26 protein-coding genes, 1 pseudogene and 1 riboswitch are annotated in these 21,419 nt (G+C 70.4%); of the genes and pseudogenes, 14 read left to right on the plus strand and 13 right to left on the minus strand.

Annotation, left to right across the window (positions count from 1 at the left end; all coding sequences use genetic code 11):
* Nucleotides 1-85 precede the first annotated feature (85 nt).
* A pseudogene (locus TR50_RS46900) lies at nucleotides 86-298 on the minus strand (transposase); the annotation flags it as partial.
* A 301-nt stretch (nucleotides 299-599) separates the two neighbouring features.
* On the opposite strand from TR50_RS46900, the gene TR50_RS46905 reads away from it, so the two are divergent.
* From TR50_RS46905 to TR50_RS50140, 3 genes are all read left to right on the plus strand, one after another.
* Entirely contained in the window at nucleotides 600-743 is a 144-nt protein-coding gene (locus TR50_RS46905) for a hypothetical protein (RefSeq protein ID WP_160311163.1), read from the plus strand.
* A gap of 660 nt (nucleotides 744-1,403) precedes the next feature.
* Nucleotides 1,404-1,730, plus strand: coding sequence for a DUF3040 domain-containing protein (locus TR50_RS22785; protein WP_042424769.1), 327 nt, complete (start codon nucleotides 1,404-1,406; stop codon nucleotides 1,728-1,730).
* 33 nt (nucleotides 1,731-1,763) lie between these two features.
* Nucleotides 1,764-2,330, plus strand: coding sequence for a universal stress protein (locus tag TR50_RS50140; protein WP_084700781.1), 567 nt, complete (start codon nucleotides 1,764-1,766; stop codon nucleotides 2,328-2,330).
* A gap of 173 nt (nucleotides 2,331-2,503) precedes the next feature.
* Here TR50_RS50140 and TR50_RS22790 read toward each other — a convergent pair whose 3' ends face one another.
* Nucleotides 2,504-2,779 carry a hypothetical protein gene (locus TR50_RS22790; RefSeq protein WP_042424884.1) on the minus strand — a complete coding sequence of 92 codons (276 nt, stop codon included), beginning with the start codon at nucleotides 2,777-2,779 and terminating at the stop codon, nucleotides 2,504-2,506.
* A gap of 370 nt (nucleotides 2,780-3,149) precedes the next feature.
* On the opposite strand from TR50_RS22790, the gene TR50_RS22795 reads away from it, so the two are divergent.
* From TR50_RS22795 to TR50_RS22815, 6 genes are all read left to right on the plus strand, one after another.
* Nucleotides 3,150-3,752, plus strand: a complete 603-nt coding sequence (locus TR50_RS22795; protein ID WP_236654540.1) for a DUF5994 family protein — start codon at nucleotides 3,150-3,152, stop codon at nucleotides 3,750-3,752.
* Between the two features lie 5 nt (nucleotides 3,753-3,757).
* A complete protein-coding gene (locus TR50_RS46910; protein WP_160311164.1) occupies nucleotides 3,758-3,928 on the plus strand; it encodes a hypothetical protein in 171 nt (56 codons plus the stop codon).
* A 138-nt stretch (nucleotides 3,929-4,066) separates the two neighbouring features.
* Nucleotides 4,067-5,068, plus strand: a complete 1,002-nt coding sequence (locus tag TR50_RS22800; protein ID WP_439654236.1) for an SPFH domain-containing protein — start codon at nucleotides 4,067-4,069, stop codon at nucleotides 5,066-5,068.
* 275 nt (nucleotides 5,069-5,343) lie between these two features.
* A complete protein-coding gene (locus TR50_RS22805) occupies nucleotides 5,344-5,742 on the plus strand; it encodes an STAS domain-containing protein (RefSeq protein ID WP_236654541.1) in 399 nt (132 codons plus the stop codon).
* Nucleotides 5,743-6,111: 369 nt separating this feature from the next.
* Complete coding sequence (locus TR50_RS22810; RefSeq protein WP_042424892.1) at nucleotides 6,112-6,834, plus strand: ANTAR domain-containing protein; 723 nt, start codon at nucleotides 6,112-6,114, stop codon at nucleotides 6,832-6,834.
* A 5-nt stretch (nucleotides 6,835-6,839) separates the two neighbouring features.
* Nucleotides 6,840-7,580: a GAF domain-containing protein gene (locus TR50_RS22815; protein WP_042424775.1), complete on the plus strand. Its 741-nt coding sequence runs from the start codon at nucleotides 6,840-6,842 to the stop codon at nucleotides 7,578-7,580.
* Between the two features lie 205 nt (nucleotides 7,581-7,785).
* Here the strand turns inward: TR50_RS22815 and TR50_RS44440 are convergent, their stop codons facing one another.
* On the minus strand, nucleotides 7,786-7,959 hold the full coding sequence (locus TR50_RS44440) for a CsbD family protein (RefSeq protein ID WP_084700787.1): 174 nt from the start codon (nucleotides 7,957-7,959) through the stop codon (nucleotides 7,786-7,788).
* A gap of 41 nt (nucleotides 7,960-8,000) precedes the next feature.
* Nucleotides 8,001-8,555 (minus strand): hypothetical protein, encoded by a 555-nt coding sequence (locus tag TR50_RS47925; RefSeq protein WP_063775123.1) that lies wholly within the window; start codon nucleotides 8,553-8,555, stop codon nucleotides 8,001-8,003.
* A 154-nt stretch (nucleotides 8,556-8,709) separates the two neighbouring features.
* On the opposite strand from TR50_RS47925, the gene TR50_RS22825 reads away from it, so the two are divergent.
* The gene (locus TR50_RS22825; protein WP_084700789.1) at nucleotides 8,710-9,414 is read left to right on the plus strand and encodes a TetR/AcrR family transcriptional regulator C-terminal domain-containing protein; all 705 of its coding nucleotides are present in this window, start codon (nucleotides 8,710-8,712) and stop codon (nucleotides 9,412-9,414) included.
* Between the two features lie 80 nt (nucleotides 9,415-9,494).
* Here the strand turns inward: TR50_RS22825 and TR50_RS22830 are convergent, their stop codons facing one another.
* Nucleotides 9,495-10,019, minus strand: coding sequence for an inorganic diphosphatase (locus TR50_RS22830; RefSeq protein ID WP_042424779.1), 525 nt, complete (start codon nucleotides 10,017-10,019; stop codon nucleotides 9,495-9,497).
* A 448-nt stretch (nucleotides 10,020-10,467) separates the two neighbouring features.
* Between TR50_RS22830 and TR50_RS22835 the strand changes: the two genes are divergently transcribed.
* The 3 genes from TR50_RS22835 to TR50_RS22845 all read left to right on the plus strand — a co-directional run bounded on the left by TR50_RS22835 (nucleotide 10,468) and on the right by TR50_RS22845 (nucleotide 12,216).
* Entirely contained in the window at nucleotides 10,468-10,863 is a 396-nt protein-coding gene (locus TR50_RS22835; protein WP_042424782.1) for a CBS domain-containing protein, read from the plus strand.
* 62 nt (nucleotides 10,864-10,925) lie between these two features.
* Nucleotides 10,926-11,891: a ribose-phosphate diphosphokinase gene (locus TR50_RS22840; RefSeq protein WP_042424786.1), complete on the plus strand. Its 966-nt coding sequence runs from the start codon at nucleotides 10,926-10,928 to the stop codon at nucleotides 11,889-11,891.
* A gap of 52 nt (nucleotides 11,892-11,943) precedes the next feature.
* Nucleotides 11,944-12,216 carry a hypothetical protein gene (locus tag TR50_RS22845; protein ID WP_152648573.1) on the plus strand — a complete coding sequence of 91 codons (273 nt, stop codon included), beginning with the start codon at nucleotides 11,944-11,946 and terminating at the stop codon, nucleotides 12,214-12,216.
* A 40-nt stretch (nucleotides 12,217-12,256) separates the two neighbouring features.
* Here TR50_RS22845 and TR50_RS47625 read toward each other — a convergent pair whose 3' ends face one another.
* From TR50_RS47625 to TR50_RS50150, 8 genes are all read right to left on the minus strand, one after another.
* Entirely contained in the window at nucleotides 12,257-12,424 is a 168-nt protein-coding gene (locus tag TR50_RS47625; protein WP_162837967.1) for a hypothetical protein, read from the minus strand.
* A 31-nt stretch (nucleotides 12,425-12,455) separates the two neighbouring features.
* Complete coding sequence (locus tag TR50_RS22850) at nucleotides 12,456-12,812, minus strand: PRC-barrel domain-containing protein (protein WP_042424900.1); 357 nt, start codon at nucleotides 12,810-12,812, stop codon at nucleotides 12,456-12,458.
* A 54-nt stretch (nucleotides 12,813-12,866) separates the two neighbouring features.
* A complete protein-coding gene (locus tag TR50_RS22855) occupies nucleotides 12,867-13,847 on the minus strand; it encodes a magnesium transporter CorA family protein (protein WP_042424797.1) in 981 nt (326 codons plus the stop codon).
* An 81-nt stretch (nucleotides 13,848-13,928) separates the two neighbouring features.
* Entirely contained in the window at nucleotides 13,929-15,197 is a 1,269-nt protein-coding gene (locus tag TR50_RS22860; protein WP_042424800.1) for an ATP-binding protein, read from the minus strand.
* Nucleotides 15,198-15,254: 57 nt separating this feature from the next.
* On the minus strand, nucleotides 15,255-15,737 hold the full coding sequence (locus TR50_RS22865) for a DUF5994 family protein (protein ID WP_052441243.1): 483 nt from the start codon (nucleotides 15,735-15,737) through the stop codon (nucleotides 15,255-15,257).
* A 797-nt stretch (nucleotides 15,738-16,534) separates the two neighbouring features.
* On the minus strand, nucleotides 16,535-17,419 hold the full coding sequence (locus tag TR50_RS50145) for a DUF5994 family protein (RefSeq protein WP_369405765.1): 885 nt from the start codon (nucleotides 17,417-17,419) through the stop codon (nucleotides 16,535-16,537).
* 172 nt (nucleotides 17,420-17,591) lie between these two features.
* On the minus strand, nucleotides 17,592-18,812 hold the full coding sequence (locus TR50_RS22875) for a PP2C family protein-serine/threonine phosphatase (RefSeq protein WP_042424811.1): 1,221 nt from the start codon (nucleotides 18,810-18,812) through the stop codon (nucleotides 17,592-17,594).
* Between the two features lie 807 nt (nucleotides 18,813-19,619).
* The gene (locus tag TR50_RS50150) at nucleotides 19,620-19,784 is read right to left on the minus strand and encodes a putative leader peptide (protein WP_369405766.1); all 165 of its coding nucleotides are present in this window, start codon (nucleotides 19,782-19,784) and stop codon (nucleotides 19,620-19,622) included.
* 4 nt (nucleotides 19,785-19,788) lie between these two features.
* Nucleotides 19,789-19,900, minus strand: a riboswitch (SAM riboswitch).
* Between the two features lie 499 nt (nucleotides 19,901-20,399).
* Between TR50_RS50150 and TR50_RS22880 the strand changes: the two genes are divergently transcribed.
* Complete coding sequence (locus TR50_RS22880; protein WP_042424813.1) at nucleotides 20,400-21,296, plus strand: TauD/TfdA dioxygenase family protein; 897 nt, start codon at nucleotides 20,400-20,402, stop codon at nucleotides 21,294-21,296.
* The last annotated feature ends 123 nt before the right edge of the window (nucleotides 21,297-21,419 follow it).

The raw sequence follows: 21,419 nt of genomic DNA on the forward strand, positions 1-21,419 counted from the left end.
TTGGTCGGTCGGGATCTGCCCCTTTCGCGTCGTCAGCGCTCGTGTTCAGTTGGCGGATTCGCATGATCGTGCAACGTTGCTGGTCTCATGCTGTCAGAGCGGCGGCGAAGGCGTGGGCAGGACTTCGCCATCCCAGGTTCTTCCGGGGCCGGTCGTTGAGCCGTTCCTCGATTGCGCGTATTTCGTCGGCGGTGCGGACGGACAGGGCGGTGCCCTTGGGGAGGTATCGCCGCAGCGGGCCGTTGATGTTCTCGTTCATGCCGCGCTGCCAGGGGCTAGCTGGGCAGGCGAAGAAGACACCATCCTGGAAGAGCGGCGCCAGTTCGTCGCGGCGGGCCGTGTCGATGCCCTGGTCCTACGTCAGCGTCATCCTCGCGGTGTCGGGAGGGCGGCCGTCGCGGCCGTGATGGCGTCGCGAACGTTCGCGGAGTCGTGCCCGTCGGGCAGCGGGATGAGTCGCAGCAGAGCGGGTGCGGCGGTCGACGCGTGGCGGCCAATCCGACAGGTCGCCCTCTCCTGGTGCCGAGTCCAGCGCTGGGCTTGGGCCCGAGTCAACGCACGGAGAGGCGGCCGGGACGACCCCGGCCTACGGTGGACGTGTGGACGGCGAGATCACTGCGCAGGACCTCAAGAACGTGCTGCGGGCGCTGGCCGAGCTGTTCGAGGAACTGCGGCGCTTCCCCACCGACCGGGACATCGTGCAGCGCACCGGCATGCCGGTGGACGACGTGGGCGAAAACTGAGGACCCTGGCCGAGAACGAGATGATCACCGAGCGGAGCGAGGGCGGCCACCGCGTGGTGACCCGGGTGACCCGAGTCGGCGTGGCGTTCGCGAGTGAGACCGAACGGCATGCAGCCGGCCGCCAGGGGCGGCGTGGCGGACGAGATCTTCGGGCCCATCCGGCCCAGGGCGCGGACTTCGGCTCCCCGTCGACCTGGCTAGAGCCGCTCCGTGCGCTACCAGGCTGCTGCGGCACGGCGTAGAGTCGATGGCGGAAATGCGTTGTCGGCGGGTTCGAACGCCCGAAGCCCTCTGCTCCGGCGTCTCGGACAGACCGATTGAGCCGGCCGCCTCAACGGCGAGCGCTCCAGCTGCCCCAGCCCCCGGCGGTGTCCCAGACAAGGCAGCCGGAGAGTCCGGGTGTCCGCGAACAGCGTTGCCGCCCGATCAGGGATGCATGCGGGCCGCCCACGCACCAGACGGGCGTTGTCGGCGAAGGGCGGGCGTGGTCGGGTGGTGTCGAGCTCTGCGGGGACCCGCAGATCGCGCAGGCGACGACACTGCCCGAGCACACCCGATTGCGGCTGATCCCAGCAATCTCGGCCGGGCTGGTTCGATTTCCTGCCGACGTGTTGTCCGTGCCTGAGTCGCAGAACAAGCGGAACGCGGGAGGCGCACACGATGCTTTCCCAGCACGAGCGACGCGCACTGTCCGACATCGAGGAGCACCTAAGCGCGAGCGAACCCGACCTGGTGCATCTGCTGGAATGCTTCCATGCCTGGGCTCCGCCGCGACACCGCCGCCGCGGTGTCCGCCGCGTGGTCGGGCCGGCTGGGCTGGCGCTCGCCGCCGTCCTGCTCGCCGTCGCGTTCACTGTGCGCAGCACAGACGCGCTTCTGCTGGCGCTCACGGTCCTGCTGGCGGACGCGGCCTGGTGGATGCTGCTCATCGCGATGGCAGTGGCCAGACAGCGAAGCCTGAACGGCCGGGCGTCTCGGGGTCGGTGAGATCGGGTCACGAAGCGAGGGCGGTGATCGACCGTGCGGGAGCGGGACATCGGGCGTGTCGTCGTCGGTGTGGACGACTCGCTCGCCGGGCTGCGGGCACTGCGCGAGGCGGTGGAGATGGCACGTCTCCGCGGCATGGAGGTTCGAGCGGTCCGCACGTACCGTCCCCCACCCGAACCTGGAGGCGGAGGGTGGAACACCGGGATGGACCCTCAGTCCTTCGCCGCGGAGGATCCCCGGTCGGCGCTCAGGAGAAACGCACTGGTAGCTGCTCGGCATGCCTTCGAGCAGGCGATGGGCGGTGTGCCACGTGACGTGGTGGTGTCCATCGAGACCGAGAGCATTCCGCTCCACCAGGCGCTGGCGGCGGTCGCGTGCCGGGACCGGGACGTGCTCGTCGTCGCCGCAGCGCAGCGACGTCACGCGTGGTGGCCGCCCAGACGGTCAGTCGCCCGGCGCTGTACCACCCGGGCAGTGTGCCCGGTCCTGATCGTCCCGGCACCCCGGGGAGCACGCGAACTCGGCAGCCACTGGCACCCCTGGCACCGGCGGCAACGTCGGCGGGAGCTGGACGCCCTCCTCGATAAACTCACCGCATAGCGCCCGGTCAGGGGCGTACCTGCCTCGCCCGTTCGGGCGCCGGCGAACGCGAGGACCGAACGTCCGTGCCGTGCGGCTCAGGAAGGGCCGCGCCACGACAACAACGCCGCCCGTCTGTGATCAGCAGAGGCACAGCCGTCATCGGCCCACGTTCACACCGCGCGGCCCCCGCGTCACGCCCCGCGCCCCCGCTGGACCGTTTTCACCGCTGCCCGGTGCAGGCTCCGCGCGGTCTCCTCGTCGCCCGCCGGAAGCGGACTGCCCTGGAGCGTGTACCAATCCTCAGCCCCCACGTACCGCACCGTGATGCCGGCCTGCCCGCTGCTCCAGGTGGTGTGCACTGTCAACTCGCCCTGGAGGACGTCCCCCTCCTCCGTCTGCACGCCACCGTGCCCGGAGAAGATGCCCTCGGTGGTCCAGGCCGCCCATGGGTTCGTGCGAGTGTTCACAGCGGGCTCCTTCACCCTCGGCCCTGACCGGGTTTGCGGCACGATGCGTGTGGCGATGCGCTGGAACCCCGTGCCGACGGTTCCGGCCGTCCCGGGGTAGCCCCGGCTGTCCAGGAACATCTTCCGGCACCCGCGTCCGGCTGTCCTGACGGGCGCGGCGACGGCCACCGGCGGCCCGACCTGGTGGCCTGATGGATCGGGCCGGATCGGACGCCCCGCATCGGTTCGCAATGCCGTCAGGCGGGGTATCACAAAGGTACCGAGGGTTTTCCGCACACCGGCTGCAGTGCCCCTGTCGTTCTCGGCGAACGCCGACGCCGGGCCTGCGCGCGGGTCCGGGGACAGGACGCGCATCATGTCCGTGTCACTCATGCGACCACCTTCGGTCGCCCTTCCCCCGCCCCGCACGGAATCCCCCGTGCTGCGCCTCGCCCTGCGGCCCGCCGCCGGAGGCGGCGGCCTCCCCGTCGGCGCCCTGGACGGCGCCTGGTGGCCGCACTCCGACGACCTCCTTCGCGAACTGCCCTCACTCATCCCCACGTTGGACCGGGTGTGGGGGCGGATCACCAGGGTCAACGTGAACCCTCGCCACTGGGAGTCGCTGCCCCGCGAGGTTCCGGTCCAGGGACATGTGGTCAAGGTCGGCTGGTTCACCACCGAGCAGGACCCGCACAAGCTCCTGCTCCTGTCCTACCGCACGGGCCGTTGGGACCTGCTCGTCATCCCACCGCAAACCAACCAGGCGGCCGCCGCCCGGCTGATGGCCGCCGCGGGCGACCCGGCCGGCTCGTCCACCGCGAGCGGCCTGCTCGCCGCCGAACGCGACCGCAGCGTCAACGACGCGACCAACGCGGCCGACGCCCCGGCCCGCGACATCAGCGCGGAAGCCGCATGGGAATCCGAGGGCGGCGCGGCACGGTCCGTTCCGCTGATCATGTCCATCGGCCGCATCAGCGTGTCCTCAGGCAGGTGAGAACGATGACGACGCTCCTCACCGTGCTCGCAATCTCCGCCGTGATCTACGCCTGCGTGCTGCTGATCCAGCTGGCCAACGCCCGTCACACCGCCCTGCCGACGACAGTCCAGCCGCACCGTTGGGGCCTCCACCGACGTGACACTGCGGCCCGGCACACGGTTCACCGTCCCTGACGGCGGCGCGCCGGGCCCTGTTCCTGAACCTGCTTCGCTGCGTGAACCGGCGATTCCTGCGCCGGAAACACCCGTCCGCAACTGCGGACGGGTGTCCGCGCAGCGGGGCGTGACGAACCATCGAAGGATGTGAACATCGTGATCATTCTGATCACTGTCGCGGTACTCTTCGCGATCGCCGCCCTCGTCCTGGTCTCGCTCAGCGTGCGCACCGTGCAGCAGTACGAGAAGGGGGTCGTCTTCCGCTTCGGCCGGCTCCTGCCGGGCATGCGCGATCCGGGCTTGCGGCTGATCCGCCCGATCGGCGACCGGATGCGGAAGGTCTCGGTCCAGACCGAGGTCCTCGGCGTCGCCACCCAGGGAGCCATCACCGCTGACAATGTCACGGTCACCGTCGACGCCGTCGTCTACTTCCGCGTCATCGACCCCGTCAAAGCCCTGGTCAACGTCAACAACTACCCCCACGCCGTCTCCCAGATCGCCCAGACCTCGCTCCGCTCCGTCATCGGCCGCGCCGACCTCGACACCCTGCTGTCCGACCGCGACCAGATCAACGCCGAACTCAAACAGGTCATGGACGCCCCGACCGAGGAACCCTGGGGACTGCGCATCGAACGCGTCGAGATCAAGGACATCGCCCTGCCCGACCAGATGATGCGCTCCATGTCCAAGCAGGCCGAAGCGGAGCGTGAACGACGCGCCCGCGTGATCGCCGCCGACGGCGAGTTCCAGGCTTCCCAGAAACTCTCCGAGGCGGCCGCCGTGATGGCCGACACCCCCGGCGCACTCCAACTCCGGCTGCTGCAGACCGTCGTGGACGTCTCTGCGGAGAAGAACAGCACCCTGGTGATGCCTTTCCCCGTCGAGATGCTGCGCTTCTTCGACACCCAGTCCCGCCCGGTGCCCGCCCCGGCCGAGACCTACCGCGAGCTCGCCCCCTGGGACGCCGAGCTCCTGCAAGCCCTGCTCCACCCCGTCCCCGTCCAGGACGGCTTCGACTCCGCGCCGGCGATGCTGCCCTCACAGGCCCCGCCGTTCGGCGAACTGGGCAAGGCCCGCCTGCGCGCCGACGTCGCCCGCACTCGCGCCGCCACATGGCCCACTGCCTTCAGCCCCGACGAACCGCTCACCCGGATCTGACCCTGCCCGGCCCGGGCCGACCGCGGGAGGAGTGGGACGCTGCGACGAGGCTCCGGGGTCCGTGAGCGGGTTTCGTGACTGGTCCGCGTGACAGCAGACAGCCTCGGCACGTCGTAGAGTTCCCAGCAGAACACCTGTTTGCCTGGTCGGCGCGCACGGTCGAGGCCGGTACGACGCAGCTCCCCCGACGCCCGGCCTCAGGTCGCAACTGCGGCCTTGCTCCGGCTGCCCCAGCCCCCGGCGGTCTCACGGACGAGACAGCCGAGGAGATCTGGATGTCCGCGGAAAGCGTCGCCACTCGACGCATGATGGTCAGCCACAGCCTTCCCCAGCCCCGAGCGGGGGCGGCGACGTTGGCAGTCGAGCGGCACGATCGCGGGAGCAGTGCGGAGATCACCCTGATCGGCGACATCGATCTGAATTCCGCTTCACTGGTCCACCGAGCCCTGACGCGGTGCCTGCTCGATGGCGCGCGCACCATCGATGTCGAGCTCACCAACGTCGGCTTCTGCGACTGCAGCGGCCTGAGCGCGTTCCTGGACGCCTACCACCGCGCCGCGGCCATCGGAGCATCCGTGCGACTGCACCACCCGGCACCGCCGGTTGCGCGATTGCTCGCCCTGACCGACACCGAGAGCCTCCTGCTCGCGCCGCAGCCCGCGCGCCCGACGTAGAGCCGCCCATCCTCCGTCGCCTCCGTCGCGGGGCAGGGCCGGTGGCGCAGAGCCCCGAATACTCTGTTGCCATAAGTTCCCTGTGTTGCACGGGGAGACCCGCTCGGCGCAGCGAGGAGGTCGCGATGGGCCGCACCAGCGAGACTCGCGCCCTGCTCCCCTCGCCGTCGTCGCCGTTGCGGAAGCTCCCCCCGTCGCCTGGGCACCGGTGCGACGGAGAGCGCGGTACGGTGGTCGCACTGGTCGGGAGTCGTAGGGATACGGGGGCACGCGCTATCGCCGTCAACTCGGCAGCCCCTTCGTTGTCGGGTGGCGATCTGCGACGCCCCAGGTCCTTCCGGAACAGGACAACCGGTGATCAGTGACGGCATGGCCGAGGTTCTGCGGCTGCTTCAGCGCGACGAAGGGTTCGACGCCGCAGCGGACGTCGCCGTGCTGGCCGCGGTGACCCTGGGCGTGACCGGGCTGACGGTCTCCCTGGCGACCGGGGGTGACCGGGCGGAGCTGATGTGGTGCACAGACGAGGCCGCCGGAATCTTCGAGGACCTGCAGTTCACTCTCGGCGAGGGCCCCGGCCCCGAGGCCGTGCGCGGCGACGCGATGGTGCTGGTGCCCGACCTCGCGCTGGTGCGGCCCGAACGCTGGCCAGCTCTGAGCGTGGAGGCAGCCGACCTGGCGGCCCGCGCGGTGTTCTGCTTCCCGATGGGCATCGGGGCGATCCGCGTCGGCGTGCTGACCCTGGTACGCCGGACGGCCGGGCCGCTGACCGACGGGCAGGTCGGTGACGCGCAGGTCCTGGCGCATGCCCTGGCCGGGCGCGCACTCGGCAGCGTCGTGCCGGGCCCGAACGGGGCCGCTCCGGCCGATTCCGCCGACGCGCTGCTGCACGCCGTCGTGCACCAGGCCACCGGCATGGTCAGCGTCCAGCTCGACGTGTCGCTGCCCCAGGCTCTGGCGCGGCTGCGCGCGCACGCCTACAGCAGCGGCCGGCCACTCACCGACGTCTCCCGTGACGTGGTCGCGCGGCGACTGCGCCTGGACCTCAACGGCAACGGCGACGGAAACCCGTTGCCCGTCTCAGACAAGGACTGATCGCCATGGCCCGCGAGCAGCAACTGACCAAGGTCTTCGTGGAGGTCGCCGACTCACTGATCGATGACTTCGACCTGATCGACTTTCTCCAGCGGTTGTCCGAGCGCTGCGTGGAACTGCTGGACGTCGCGGCGTGCGGGGTCCTGCTGGCCGACGAGCACGACGTGCTGCAGGTGCTGGCCGCTTCGGACGAGAACACCCGGCTGCTGGAACTCTTCGCCCTGCAGTACGACCAGGGTCCCTGTGTGGAGTGCTACCGCAGCGGCCGGCCGCGCACCAACATCGACCTCGCGGACCCGAACGCCTCACAGGCGTGGCCGCAGTTCACCCCGGCCGCCCTGCAGTCCGGCTTCCTGTCCACCAACGCGATCCCGATGCGGCTGCGCGGGCGCGTCATCGGCGCTCTCGGCCTGTTCCAGACCAGGGACAGTGCCCTGAGCGACGCGGACACCGCCCTGGCCCAGGCGCTGGCGGACGTGGCCACCATCGCCATCCTGCAGCAGCGCACCCTGGCCCACAGCGAGACCGAGCGCGGACAGCTCCAGTACGCACTCACCAGCCGGATCGTCCTGGAACAGGTCAAGGGCATCCTGGCCGAGCGCTGGCAGGTCACCCCGGACCAGGCGTTCGCAGCGTTCCGCGCCTACGCCCGCTCCCACCATCACCAGCTCTCGCACCTGGCCCGGCTGATCGCCGACGGCGAGTTCGACACCGACCAGATCCCCCGATCACCCCGGCATCGCTGACCTCACCAACTCCGGGGCCCGGAGCGGCTTACCGCAGCGTTACCAGCGGTACCAAGGACTGCGGCTGCCCGCGGTGCTGCCCTGGCCTCGGAAGCGAAGCCGAGCAGCCACAGGGCGTGCAGGGCGAATCCGGCGCCGCCCAGGACCAGTGGACGTAGGCGGCTTGCCGATTCGGCTGCCGGGGGCGGTTGTGTGACACTCCAGGTCAGGGCCTGAGCGCGTCCTTAACCTTCGCGCCGGCCTGCTTGGTGTTGCCCTTGACCTGGTCGGTGCGGCCTTCGGCCTCCAAGGCGCGGTAACCGGTGGCGCGGCCTGCGGCCTTCTTCGCGCCGCCCTTGACCGCTTCGGCCTTGTGGGCGAGCTTCTTGGCGACACTCATGTCCGGGTTCCTTTCGCGAGGGATTCGCCGTTCGGCGGGGCCTAGCGGCGCGTGACGTGGTACCCGAAGAGATGCAGACCGCGGGTGCCTCCGCCCGACGGCACATGAGCGCCGTCCGATGCCGCGATCGCGCGCGTACCCGACGATCCGGAACGAACGCGTTCACGCTGGTCGAGTTCGCGCTGGTCGATCAGGTCATCACGCTGTTCCGCGACGTCGTCGCGTTCCTGCGCGACAACTGCAGTCCTTGCGCGGGCGGTGTCACGCTGCCCGGCCAGAACCTCGCGGTCCTTGTCCGCGGCGACGGTCTCGCGGCGGGATTGCCGCAGGTCCCTGCGCGCGTTCAGGCCGCGGCGCGAGGTGCGGCGCGCGCCGGTAAGGAGCAGGCCCAGCCCGAGCATGGCCGCTGCGCCGACGATGATGCCGAAGAGGAAGAGCGTTCCCGTGGAGCCGGTCATGTGGTGGCCGAACACCGAGAACGCGCCGTTGACGGCGTGGGTGCTGCCGGTGTTGCCGAAGATTCCCGCCACGGCCATGACGGCCGCGACGACGAGGATGAGGAGTCCGAGAACAATGATCATGACGTTCCCTCCCATATGGGATATACGCCGTAGACCTACAGTCAACTCCTGATCTACACCGCTGTCTACAGTGTAGATCTACGAGTTCATGTGAGATCGTAGGTCTACAAGGGATCGGAGCCTTCTCGCACGGCGACGAAGCCCGCCCCCGGCGGAAGAGGGTGACGGCATGGACACGTCCTCAATCGGTGCTGCACTTCGGGAACCCGAGCCACATCCGGACGGCAAGCTCACCCGCGAGCGAATGCTGGCCTGCGCGCTGGAGATCGTCGACCGCGACGGCATCGAGAAGCTGTCCATGCGCGGGCTGGCCCGCGCGCTCGGCCGCGACCCGATGAGCCTGTACCGCCATGCGGAGAACAAGGCCGCGTTGCTCGACGGCGTCGCCGAGACGGTCCTCGCCGAGCTCACGGTGGACCCCGCAGACCCCGACTGGACCGCCCAACTCCGCAGTGTGGCACACCAGTTCCGCCGAATCGCGCTGACCCACCCCCACGTGGTGCCCCTGCTGGTCACCCGTCCGCTGGCCACACCACTGGCGCTGCGCCCCCGCGGCACTCTTCGCCCGCTCGAGGACGTCCTCGACCTGCTGACCCGCGCCGGCTTCAGCGGAGCCGACGCCCTGCACATCTACCGCGCCCTCTTCGGCTTCCTGCACGGACACGTCCTCAACGAACTCCAGGAGCTCGTCGAGAACCCCGACGAGACCGACGACCTGCTACGGCTGGGCCTGCACCGCCTGCCGATCCACGAGTTCCCCCTGCTCCGCAGCCTCGCCTCGGTCCTGGCCTCCTACGACGGCGCCGCGGAACTCGAACGCGGTCTCGACATCCTCCTCGGCGGGCTCAGGTCATCCATGACTACCGCGATGTGACGGCAGTACACATCGCGGGAGCCATGATGTGGCGACGGCGGCGGGCCGCTCGCCCCGGACCGAAGTTCGTGCGGCGCCGGTCAGCTGTGCGTCGGGGTCGCCCTGGCCTCGTGCTCCCGCGAGGGGCCGGAAGCCGGCCTGGCTCGTGCCGAGGTGATCTCCTGTTCGGCCGCCGACCGGCCGAGCCAGGATGCACCGTCGAAGGACTTGCCGGGTTCCAGGTCCTTGTAGACCTCGAAGAAGTGCTGGATCTCCCGGAGGTCATGGGGGAACACGTCGTCGAGCTCGTGCAGGTGGTTCATACGGGGGTCGGTGGCTGGGACGCACAGCACCTTGTCGTCCTCGCCCCGCTGGTCGTTCATGCGGAACATCCCCAGCGCACGGCAGCGGATCAGGACCCCCGGGAAGGTGGGTTCGCCGCCCAGGACGAGTGCGTCCAGCGGTTCACCGTCCAGTCCGAGAGTGCCCTCGACGTAGCCGTAGTCGGCCGGGTAGCGGGTGGAGGTGAAGAGCATCCGGTCCAACCGGATGCGCCCGAGAGCGTGGTCCATCTCGTACTTGTTGCGGCTCCCCTGGGGGATTTCGACGACGACAACGAAGTCCATGTCCCGCTCCTGCCGACGGCACGGATCAACGGGCGAGCCTGAGCCGCCCTCGACGCCTCACCGCGCAGCCGCGGAACAGCGGCGCACCATGACGGCCGACTCCAGGCTACGGCCGGGGCTCGCCCGCCGACGGGGCGACACCGCGCGGTACGGAAGAGCCGGCCCGGTCGGCAGCCAGGTATCGCCGGTCGGCCCCCTCCGGCCAGGACAGCGCCCGGTTAGCATGGACTGAAGGGGATGACGCATGCGACGGCGGACGCGGTGCGTCGTCTGCCTCGCCCGTCGGCTCATCAGGACGCGCCACCGCCCACCCTGCTTGATCCCTCCGCCCAGGCGTCGAATCCGCCCCGGTCCCCGACGTCGGCCCCGGCCTCGAGTCCGGCCTCTGGCCAGGACACCCTGAGCGTCTCGAAGCCGGGAGCGACCCCGAGCACCAAGGGAGACCCCGATGGCGTCCACCCTCGACAAGTCCCCGGACCGTCCCCACGCCGCCGACGTCATGGTCCCCGCAGACCTGCAGGTCAGCGACCACACCGCCGTCGACAAGGCTCTGGACATCCTGCACAGCGCCCACGTGGAGTATCTACTCGTCCGCGGCGACGACGGCCACTGTGTCGGCCTGGTCACCAGGGACGACCTGAGCGGCTACCTGTCCCAGCCCTGGTACAGCCAGCACGCCCGGCTGCGTGACCTCATCCGCCCGCTCGAGCCCTTCGCGCACCCCGACACCCCGATCGACGCCGTCGCCGAGGCCATGCGCGACCACGGCGCACACGTCTGGCCGGTCGTCGACGCCGACGGCTTCGCGCTGGGCGTCATCACCGCCGAGCAGCTCGGCAGCTGACCGACTGGCCGCCCGGGGGGCGGATGGCGGAGAGGAGTCGTCGTGGCACACGCGGATCGGCGATGAGGCCCCGGATCGTCGCGGGGACAGGTCACCGGGCCCTGGCGGAGGCCGTCGCGGCAGCGCTCGGCACCGAACCGGTGACCTGCGAGACCGAACGTTTCCCCGACGGCGAACTGCGGCCCGTGGTGGGCGACGTGCAGGGCGCGGACCTGTACCTGGTCCAGCCCACGGGGCCGCCGGTGAACGACAACCTGGTGGAGCTGCTGCTCCTGCTCGACGCGTGCCGCCGGGGAGGTGCGCGCAGACTCACCGCGCTCGTGCCGTACTTCGGCTACGCCCGGCAGGACCGGCGCACCGCCGCAGGGCAGCCGGTGGGCGCCCGCGTCGCCGCCGACCTGCTGGTGGCCGCGGGCGCCGACCGGCTGGTCGTCATCGATCCGCACACCGCCGCGCTCGAGGCGATGTGCGGCGTCCCGGTCGAAGTGCTCACCGCCGTGCCGCTGCTCGCGGACGCCCTGGGCCAGGAGCTGTCCCGGGCCGCCGTGCTGGTCGCACCCGACCTCGGCGCGGTCAAGCTCGTCGAGCACTACGGCCGGCTGCTGCGCCTCCCTGTGGCCGTGGTTCGCAAGACACGCGTCTCCGGCACGCAGGTGCTGGCCGAGGAACTGGTCGGGCAGGTCGCGGAACGACCCGCGGCGATCATCGACGACATGATCAGCACCGCGGGCACCGTCGAGACGGCCGTGAAGGTCCTGCTGGCCCACGGCGCCGTTGCCGACATCACCGTGGCCACGACCCACGCCCTGCTCGTCGGCGGCGCCTGGGACCGGCTCCAACGGCTTCCGATCCGCCGTCTGGTCGTCACCGACACCCTTCCCGTGGAGACAGCCGGAGCGTCGCCGCTCCAGGTGTGCTCCGTGGCTCCGCTGCTCGCCGATGCCGTCGACCTGCTGCACGGCGACGAGCCCGCCGTGGCGTCCCCAGTCCAGGGTGGGGTGGGCGGCGTCCGGGCGTACCCGGGGTGACCTGGGGTGGGTCGTCTCGCGCATCCGCGGCGAGCCGCGCAGGCTGGGGTGCATGACGATGGATATCGACCTGGAGGCCCTGACCGACCGGATCATGGACGATGCCCGCAGGGGCGACCGGGCGGCCGTGGAGCAGGCCCTCGCCTCCTGGGGGATGAAGGGTATGGCGGCGGGATTCCTGGTCGCGCAGCAACAGGACGTCCGGCTTCTCCTCGACGGCCAGGTCGAGCGGCTGCTCGACTATGCGAGGGCTAACGGGGCCACGCCGGAAGCGCTGAAGTGGCTCCAGGAACAACTGGACGGGGCACCACCCCCGCCCGGCTAGCACAGCCGCGGTGCCCGGTTTTCCGCGCCCGGCGCGGGCGTCAGCGCTGGGCCTGGCGCCCCGATCGCCTCCAGCGCCAGCCCAGGTAGATCAGGTCGGCCACCAGGAGCACGGCTCCGATGACCAGGAGGTACAGCAGGCCCTTGGCGACGGCGCCGACGATCCCGAGCACGATCGCCACGATGATCACGAGCAGGAACAGAGCCATCACGCCCTCCCTTCCATGCGGGGCATGTCGTTCATCGCCGGGCGAGTTGCCGCTCGCCCGCCGTTCCGGGCTGGTAGGTCAGGCCGTAGTGCCGGAAGATCGCTTCCTCCTCCGTCGCGGGCAGGACATCGTCCACACCGATCGCCGGGCAGCCCTTCACTTGCGACTTCGCGTAGTTGACCCGGACGTACCCGGGGCCGACGACCGCTCCGTCGAGGGGGACGAAGACCAGTCGGTGACGGGTGGGAAGGCCGACCTGCACCGTGGCCATGGCCGGCGCGTCGGTGGTGGTGTCCACGTAGACCGCCTCCATCGCACCGATCTTGTGGCCGCCCGGGTCCACGACGTCCTGGGTGCGCCATTCGCGGATGTCCGCAGCCTCGATCACCATCTGGCCCCCCTTCCTCGGGATGTCCCCATTCAGCTTGCCCCCCGACTCCGGTCAGAGCCAGTCCTTGCGTTTGAAGGCGACGTACAGCAGCACCGAGAGGACGACGATGACGAGACTGGAGACGAGGAATCCCGACTCCTTCCCGAAGCCGGGGTAGGGCACGTTCTGCCCGTAGAAGCCGGTGATCGCGGTCGGGACGGCGATGATCGCCGCCCAGCTGGTCACCTTCTTCATGATCATGTTCATGCGGTTGGCCTGGACCGAGAGGTTGGTCTCCACCAGGGAGGTGAGCATGTCCCGCAGCGACTCGGTCCACTCGGTGACGCGCAGGACGTGGTCGTAGACGTCGCGGTAGTACGGCATGAGCGGCTCCGGCACCACCCCCAGGTCCGGACGCATCAGCGAGTTGACGACCTCCCGCATGGGGAGCACCACCCGGCGCAGGCGGACCAGCGACTTGCGCAACTCGTACGAGCGCCGCTGCACCTCCTGGATCTGCCTGCGTTCCTCTCCGAAGAGCAGTTCGTCGAGCTCCTCGATACGGTCGTCGAAATGCTGCACGGCGGCGAAGTGCCCGTCCACCAGGTAGTCCAGCAACCCGTACAGCAGCAGGCCCACACCGGGCGCCGGGGAGGCGGAGGCAGGCGCCCGGTCCCAGCGGGCCACCACCTCGTCGATCGGCAGACCGGCGTCCTTGCGGACGGTGATCAGCGCGTTCGCGGTGATCAGCACCGCGATCTCACTGGTCACCAAGCTCACGTCGTCCGGGGCGACGGAAACCGCGTAGGCGCTGAGGAACTGGTGGGACCGGTAGCTGTCCAGCTTCGGCCGCTGTCCGGCATGCACGGCGTCCTCGAGCGCGAGCTCGTGCAGCCCCAGCTCCTCGCCCACCGCCGCGAAGTCGGCCGGGTCCGGTCGGCACAGGTCCAGCCACACGACGGCGTTCGGCTCCGCCAGATACCGCGAGACGTCGCTGACCGGGAAGCCCTCGAGGGCGAGGACGCCGCTTCGGTAGAGCCGGGTACGGGCCATGCTCCGACCATAACCGCGACACTTCGGCAGGGCCGGACGCGGCCGACGCCTGCGGAGTCTCACCCCCTGCGCCGCGAGTCCTCAGGTCCGGCCGTACCGGGTCGCGTCGTCGGCGAACTCCCGGGCCATCTCCTCGGTCACGGTCGCCCGGGTGCTGTCGATGGCGTTCAGGTAGTCAGCAGTGGTGGGACGTGCCCGTTCGCCGGTGTCGAGAGTGCGCTCGAAGACCGTCTGGGCGACCCCCCGGGCGACCTGCTTGACGTCGGCGGGAGTGAACCCTTCGCTGGCGTCTGCCAGGGCTTCCGTGTCGGCGTCCGTGCCCGTCTTGGCGATGTAGCCGGTCCACAACGCGATGCGGGCCGCCCGGTCCGGCGGCCCGACCGGCAGGACGTAGTCGAACCGGCCGTGCCGCAGGAAAGCCGGGTCCAAGGCGGAGACCGCATTGGTGGCGCACACCAGCAGCCTGCCGTCACGCTCACGGAAGCTCACGATCGACTTGAGGAGTTCGTTGACCACGCCGACCGACGCCGGGTCCGCGAGGTTGCGCGTACTGGCGACCTCTTCGACCTCGTCGATGAAGACCAGCACCCGGTCGAGCTCCGCGATCTGCCCGAAACGGTGACCGAGGCCCGTGGCGAGCCCACCCTCCAACGCCAGCCGGGAGGGAAGGAGCTCGACGAACGGCCACCCGAGCCGGCCGGCCACCGCTCTGGCGAACGTGCTCTTCCCCGTTCCCGGCGGCCCGAACAGCACCACCGCGCGGGGAGGTTCCACGCCGTGCTCGTCCGCGACCCCGGGATTGGCCAGCGGGAGCACCAGGCGGCGTTCGATGAGCCGCTTCTCGTCGGTCATCCCTCTCAGCTGCCCCCAGAGGCCGGCATCGGGCACCGATCCCCCCAGCGACGCCAGAACCGCCGAGCCCTGGGCACTCACCACGGCGACCTTCTCGAAGTACGTCAGACCCTGGTGATGGGAGAAGCCCGAGTTGCCCAGCGCCGTGGCGCCGGTCGCCTCCGCCGAAAGAACGGCCGCGACGATCCTGGCTCCGGCCGCCTGGAGACGATGCTCCAGTGCCGAGACCAGCGCCGTGCCGAGGCCCAGGTTGCGCCAGGCCGGATGCAGGGCGACGCGCAGCACCCAGGCCCGGTCCCCGTCCACCCGGCCCACCGCCGCACCCACGAGATGTCCCTCGGCCACCGCGACCACGCTCGGGTTCCCGGCCTGCAGCGCGGCCACGACTTCCGAGAGACGGAAGACAGCGGGCGGGTCCGCGCCGGCGTTCTCACCGTCGAGCCGCACGACTGCCTCGAGGTCGTCCGGAGTGAAGTCACGCACGTGCCACACCGCCACAGTCGGCCCTCGGGGGTCGTGGTCCCGGGGCTTCCCTGCGGTCTGGCGGTCCACGGGTCACGCCGCGGATGTGATGCCGGTCTTGACGAAGATCTGCCGGGCCGAGTCCGAGGCTCCGGCCAGCACCGCCGCAGCCATGGCGGCCTGGGCGGCCGCGGGGTCCGCGTCGGGAGGAACGACCAGGAGCAGGAAGTGGTCGTGGTCGCCGCGGGTGAGGATCACCGTGTCGTCGCCGACCGGGAACCAGTCGATGTGGACGACGCGGTCGTCGACGGTCATCCGTCCCGGCACCTCGTCCCATGCGGCGGCGTCTAGGCCCACCCGCTGGATCGGCCCCACGGACTCCGCCACCGCCGTGATCAGTGCCGGAAGCTCCGCGGCCAGGTCGCGTGAGCGCGGCCACCAGGCGCCGTCGTGCGCGCCGAGCCGCGACGCGGTCGTCTCCAGCCGCAGCACGACCGCACCGGGCGCCCGCGGCCAGTCGTTTCCGTCCGGCAGCAGCCTTCCCGCTGACGGCGTGGTGCAAGGATCGACACTCATGGGACACCGCCTGTCCACAACGGACCACCCCGCCCGACAGCCGACGTCGCTCCGCCAAACAGAGGCCGACGCGCCGAGCCGCTTCGGGGGCCGATTCCACGCTACTCCGGTGGGGCCGCAGTAGCGTGAAAGCCGTCGGGCACGCCGAGCCCCGCCCCTGGCTGCCGTGGCTCCCGGCGGTCACAAGGTCCACGGTGGGGCGGACCCCGGAAGCCCGGCCGGCGGTCGGCCACCGACCGGCCCACACCATGTCACCTGTCCCTGGGGAGTGGAGGACCTGTGCAGGACGAGCCCTTGCCGCCGCTCGGGCACGCCGACGTCCGCGTCATCGCAGCCACGCCGGACGCCGCGCGCCAGGTCGCGCTTGTGCTGCGCAGCACGTTCGTGAGCACCGAACAGCGCAGCTATCCGGCGGGGCCGGACGGGACCGGTACGAGACTGCACCTCACAGTGGACACCACACGCGCCCCGGAGGCGCCCGGTCCGCTCCCCGACCGTTCGTCCGGCGGCGACCACCCACACCCCGGCAGGTCTGATCCCGGCGCGAACTGTCCCGTGCCATGCTGATGATCAGGACCTGGGGCCGGTCCTCTCCGGCCCGGCGCGGAGCAGGCTGAAAGCACCGAGGGTCTTCCCAGCACGGGCTGCAGTGCCCCTGTCGTTCTCGATGAACGCCGACACCGGGCCCGCGCGCGGGCCCGGGGACAAGACCCGTGTCACTGATTCGACGGCCCTCCGTCACCTTCCCCCCGCCACGGGCGGAGTCTCCCCCGCTGTGCCCCGCCCTGCGACCCGCCTTACCGCCGGATCCCGCTGGGAACACGACGCCTGGTCGACGCCCGCGCACGATGTCGCAGACCAGCGGAACTCTGACGCCTGATCAGTCCAGCGCGCCGGCAACAGCTACCGCGTCTACGGACTGCTCCCCTTCCAGCACAGCAACTGCCACAAGGTGCCCGCCCCGATCTGCTCGTACGTGAGCCCGGACTCCTCGGCCAGCGCTTCGAGTCCAAGGCTCCCACCACAGGCCTCCGCAGCCCTGGCCAGCAGGCCCGCCCACAGCTCCGCTTCGCCGAACGTCCCTTGCTGCTCGAACCGAGCCTTGAGGTGCTCGACCGTGCAGTCGGCCGCCGGGTGCAGAGCGGGTAGTGCCTGCCCCAGCCCCAGGGAGGCGCGGGCGAGGACGCCACCGTCGGCCTCCCAGGTGTGTTGGTGGCCAGGGCGACGGCAGCGGCGAGCAGGGCGCTTGCGGTCTGCCGGATGGCGGGGTCGGCGGCCGCCGCCATCAGCCGGGCGGCTGTGGTCGGGTCCGTCTGCAGCGGGACGACCAGCAGGTTGCAGCGTCCGACACCGAAAGAGAGGAGCAGGAGCTTGTGCGGATCCTGGTCGACGGCGCACCAGCCGATCCGGATGACACGGCCTGCCATCGGCAGCCGGGCCGGCAGCGGCTGCCTCCAGTGGCGAGGGTCGACGGTCACGCGGTTGATGCGCCCCCAACTGCGATCCAACTCGGCCATGATCAGCGGAAGTTCGTGCGCAAGGTCATCGGAGTGAGGCCACCAGGCCCCGTCGAACAGACCGGATGGGGGGCCGACTGGCTTGAGCGCGAAGCGCGGGCGGGGCGTGAACGGCGGAGGGTCGGGCAGCGCGGGAGAACGCCCGGGAAGCGGCGCTGTGGTCATGGTGCGGGCCCGTCCCCGGGCCCCGCCAGGGCAGGCGTGGTGTCGGCGTTCGCCGAGAACGACGGGGCTTGGCCGCCGGTGTCCGAAGAACCCTCGGTACTTTCACCGTACTCCGCTCCTGCCCGATTGAGGCCGGTTCCGCGGTGCGCATCCACGCCCGCGGGAAGGTCCGTCAACGGCCCGTTCCACGCCATTCGATCAGGAAGATCGTTGCGTCGTCGCTGGTGCGCCCGCCCCGTGCCGCCTTCAGGGCGTGGGAGAGGGCCCGTGTGGTGGCTGCCAGGCCGTTCCCGGCGCGCCCCACACGTGCGGCGATGTCGATGAGCTGCGTGCGGCCGAACTGGATGCCTCCCGAGGTGTGCTCCTCGACCACGCCGTCAGTGAAGCAGACAATCCGGTCTCCTGATTGCAGGTTCACCTCGCTGACCAGCGGCTTCTCGCCGCCGAAGCCGACAGGAAGCGTGGTCGGACTGTCGAGAATCCGGACGACGTCGTGGTCGCGGACCAGCAGCGGCGCCGGGTGCCCGGCGTTGACCCACTGCAACCGTCCGGACGGGACGTCCAGCCGCATCATCTGCGCCGTGGCGAAGTGCTCGGGATCGAACTGGTCCGCGATCACCTCGTCCATGTAGGCGTAGATCTCAGCCAGGCCGACGCCCGCACGCCGCGCGTGGCGGTAGGCGCCGATCGCTGCGGTGGCCATCACCGCGGCCTTCAGGCCGTGCCCCATGGCGTCGATCACGGCGGCATGCAGGGTGTCGCCGTTCAGGGCGTAGTCAAAGCTGTCCCCGGCGACCTCGTAGGCCGGCTCCAGGAAACCCGCCACCTCCACCTCGGGGACCGACATCGTCAGCGGAGGGAGCAGGGACCACTGGATCTCGGCGGCGACGCTCATCGGACGGCGCCGCCGTGCCCGAGTGAACAGGTCCGTGGACCGGTCCCGTGATGTCAGCAGGCTCGCCACCAGGGTGGCGAACTGGGTCAGTTCCGCTCCCTCCCGGTCGTCGAGGCGGTCCACGGTCAGTGCCAGCACGCCGAGGTTCTCGCCGCCGTCCGTCAGCGGGAGGTAGACCCGCAGCCCGCCTGCCTCGGGCAGCGCGACCAGACGCTCCTCCACGAGGGCCCGCCCCGCCGGTGAGCCGACGATCGGCTGTGGGCCCGTGCCGGCGCAGCCGTCGTATGACAGGGGGACGAGGAGCAGTTGCTCGTAGTCCTGGAGCAGCAGCACGGCGTCCCGCCCGCCGGCGACGGCGAGCTCCTGCGCGACCACCGAGACGAAGAGCCGAGGCGGCACAGCGGCCGCACGATCCAGGAGACGACCAAGCAGGCGCCCGCCGAACCTCCCCGCGCCCCCGGCCCCGGGCGCGGCCCGATCTCCGTGACGCTCCTCCATAGAGCCATCCGACCACGCATTCCCGGTGACCGCGCCTGCTACCAGGACGCGTCACACGCACGGGTCAGGCCGGAGTAGCGTGGACGGCCATGCGGACAGGGGAGTCCGTAGCCCAGGGTGGCTGAGGCGGCGGATCCGGCAGGACTCGCCGAGGCGCTGCGGCGCGGAGGACGCTGCGCCGGTGGACTCCCTCGATCAGCTCCCGAGTAGTCTGCACGACCGGTTTCGGGGCAGTAACCGCGATCCGATCGCCGCCGCACCACTCCAAGCCTCCCGTACGAGCGCCGTCTCGGCGATTGGCCCTTTCGGGAGGGGCCGTGATCGGCACCCGGTTCAACACCTGCGGGCTCACCCAGTTCAGCGCCCTCAACGTCGGGGCCAGCCGGATTCAGTGCTGGCCTCCTGCCGTCCAGGCATCCCACTGGGACGGGTAGGCAGAACCTGCACCACCCGCACCGGCATTCGGCCCCGTCCGCATCGATCTGAGGATGGTCGCGTACCAGCAGAAGCAAGAGCTCCGACACCACGTGAGGCAAGGTCTCAGCCCTGGTCATCGGTCTCTCGGGAAGCCCGCTCCAGGGCGGTACGGCGGCGCGGACACAGCTGACCGACTTCGATGTCTTCGCAGTCAGCATCGGTCATCGAGCGCCTCTGCGACAGATGACAACCGTCTGTGACAGAGGGCGGCGCCGTTGACATCGGGGACGATGTGCCACAGTACGGCGGTGGCGGCTCCGTACTCGGCCCTCAGCGCCATCCCCATCTGCAGCGATGACTTTACGAGCCCCACAGGCTACGGCGAGATCGTCAGACGAGTGCAGTGCTGCCCGGACACAGCGCGCTGCTGACCCGCAGTAGATCGACATGCCTGCGGGTCACACTGAGCAACGAGGCGAGGAGTCGCGACGCGCGGCCGTTGCCGGAGCAGGCAGCTCGAACCATGCGGATCACCTCGCACTTCTCAGGGGCCATGTGGGCCTCGCGCTTACAGGACGGCTTCGTCCTGTCGGGTCGTCACCTGGGGGCACCCCACCGCGTTCGAGGGTTGCCGGTCAGCAAGCCAGGGCTTGTCGCTGACGCTCTTGACCGACTACCACGCTAACGCGCCTCCGCGGTTTGGACAATGGCGCCGCCCACGTGCTCCTTCATCCCCATCGTGACCGTCCGGTATGCGAGATCCCTGCCGGGGACGGCTTGACCGCGAGGCGAAGGCTCTGCTCAACTCTGTCCCATGAACCCGCGCGTGGACCTCACCCGGCGGCGCCACATCGACCTGGCGCACGTGTCCAGCGCGTTTTGTTGTTCCTGATCGGGATTACGACCTCCCGCGGCCACTCGGCCCCCTTTGTGATCCGATGAGCTGAACGAGGCGCTTTCGACGCCGCCTCTTCGCACGCCAATGCAGCTTCGCGCCGCGCGGCCCTCGTCACCCCTGCTTTCCCTTTCCAAAGCCTTGCCGTGAGTTCTCTGCGACTCACGAGGCAGGCGTGTGCCTTTCCTCATCTCTTCGCTGCTCCGCCGCGCCATGCCCTGGGCCCGCACCGGCGGCGCTGCCCCCTGCCTCCCGGCTCCCCAAGGAGACCTGCCATGCCCCTGCATGTCCGCAAACTCACCAGCCGCATCGGCGCGCAGATCGAGGGCATCGACCTCACCGCCGTACCGGACCTCGACACCATCGCCGCCCTGCGCGGTGCGCTGAACGCGCACAAGGCGCTCGTCTTCTCCGACGTGGACCTCGACGACGCCGGTCAGGAGCGCGTGGCCGCCTGGTTCGGCGACCTCACCACCGCCCACCCGAACGTGCCGGCCGCCGAGGGCACGGCCAACGTGCTCGCCGTCGACAGCGAGACCTCCAAGGCCAACGAGTGGCACTCCGATGTCACCTTCGTGGTCAACCCCCCGCAGGTCACCACGCTGCGCTCCATCGTGGCCACCCCGTACGGCGGCGAGACCCTCATCGCCGACGCGGGCGGCGCCTACCGCGACCTGCCGACCTCGCTGCGCGCACTGGCCGACTCGCTGCGGGCGGTGCACACCAACCAGTTCGACTACGCGCGCCCCACGGCCGCGACGGAGCGGCAGCGCGAGCACGACCGAGTCTTCGTCGCGACGCCCTACGAGGCCGAACACCCCGTGGTCCGCGTGCATCCGCTCACCGGCGAGCGCGGATTGTTCATCGGCGGCTTCGTCAAGCGGATCACCGGTCTGTCCAGCACGGACTCCGCCGACCTGCTGCGCCTGTTCCAGTCCTACGTGACCCGGCCGGAGAACGTGCTGCGCTGGAGGTGGTCCCCGAACCAGCTGCTGATCTTCGACAACCGGATCACCCAGCACTACGCGGTGGACAACTACGACGACCACCCGCGCCGCCTGAACCGGGTGACCGTCGCAGGCGAGGTCCCCGTGGGTGTCGACGGCCGGCGCAGCGCCCAACTCCTCGGCGACGCCTCCCACTACACCAGCGTGCTGGAGGTGGCGGCATGACCGACGTCAGCCTCGTGGCGCCACCGGTGCTGGAGGAGGCCCACCCCGAGGCGGCCTCTTCCCATCGGCGGGAGGGGTCTTCCTCCCCCACCCGCACACCCCCCCGTCGGCGCTGGGGGGCTG

Source organism: Streptacidiphilus anmyonensis (assembly GCF_000787855.1).
Classification (GTDB): Bacteria; Actinomycetota; Actinomycetes; order Streptomycetales; family Streptomycetaceae; genus Streptacidiphilus; species Streptacidiphilus anmyonensis.

Coding starts and splice junctions, on each gene's coding strand:
- TR50_RS22835 (WP_042424782.1), top strand. CDS start 10,468: ATGGCGTCCACCCTCGACAAGTCCCCGGACCGTCCCCACGCCGCCGAC.
- TR50_RS50150 (WP_369405766.1), bottom strand. CDS start 19,784: ATGGCCCCTGAGAAGTGCGAGGTGATCCGCATGGTTCGAGCTGCCTGC.
- TR50_RS22815 (WP_042424775.1), top strand. CDS start 6,840: ATGGCCCGCGAGCAGCAACTGACCAAGGTCTTCGTGGAGGTCGCCGAC.
- TR50_RS50145 (WP_369405765.1), bottom strand. CDS start 17,419: ATGACCACAGCGCCGCTTCCCGGGCGTTCTCCCGCGCTGCCCGACCCT.
- TR50_RS22880 (WP_042424813.1), top strand. CDS start 20,400: ATGCCCCTGCATGTCCGCAAACTCACCAGCCGCATCGGCGCGCAGATC.
- TR50_RS22875 (WP_042424811.1), bottom strand. CDS start 18,812: ATGGAGGAGCGTCACGGAGATCGGGCCGCGCCCGGGGCCGGGGGCGCG.
- TR50_RS22825 (WP_084700789.1), top strand. CDS start 8,710: ATGGACACGTCCTCAATCGGTGCTGCACTTCGGGAACCCGAGCCACAT.
- TR50_RS22795 (WP_236654540.1), top strand. CDS start 3,150: ATGCGACCACCTTCGGTCGCCCTTCCCCCGCCCCGCACGGAATCCCCC.
- TR50_RS46910 (WP_160311164.1), top strand. CDS start 3,758: ATGACGACGCTCCTCACCGTGCTCGCAATCTCCGCCGTGATCTACGCC.
- TR50_RS22805 (WP_236654541.1), top strand. CDS start 5,344: ATGTCCGCGGAAAGCGTCGCCACTCGACGCATGATGGTCAGCCACAGC.
- TR50_RS22865 (WP_052441243.1), bottom strand. CDS start 15,737: ATGAGTGTCGATCCTTGCACCACGCCGTCAGCGGGAAGGCTGCTGCCG.
- TR50_RS22845 (WP_152648573.1), top strand. CDS start 11,944: ATGACGATGGATATCGACCTGGAGGCCCTGACCGACCGGATCATGGAC.
- TR50_RS22810 (WP_042424892.1), top strand. CDS start 6,112: ATGGCCGAGGTTCTGCGGCTGCTTCAGCGCGACGAAGGGTTCGACGCC.
- TR50_RS44440 (WP_084700787.1), bottom strand. CDS start 7,959: ATGAGTGTCGCCAAGAAGCTCGCCCACAAGGCCGAAGCGGTCAAGGGC.
- TR50_RS22855 (WP_042424797.1), bottom strand. CDS start 13,847: ATGGCCCGTACCCGGCTCTACCGAAGCGGCGTCCTCGCCCTCGAGGGC.
- TR50_RS22830 (WP_042424779.1), bottom strand. CDS start 10,019: ATGGACTTCGTTGTCGTCGTCGAAATCCCCCAGGGGAGCCGCAACAAG.
- TR50_RS47625 (WP_162837967.1), bottom strand. CDS start 12,424: ATGGCTCTGTTCCTGCTCGTGATCATCGTGGCGATCGTGCTCGGGATC.
- TR50_RS47925 (WP_063775123.1), bottom strand. CDS start 8,555: ATGGGAGGGAACGTCATGATCATTGTTCTCGGACTCCTCATCCTCGTC.
- TR50_RS22785 (WP_042424769.1), top strand. CDS start 1,404: ATGCTTTCCCAGCACGAGCGACGCGCACTGTCCGACATCGAGGAGCAC.
- TR50_RS22840 (WP_042424786.1), top strand. CDS start 10,926: ATGAGGCCCCGGATCGTCGCGGGGACAGGTCACCGGGCCCTGGCGGAG.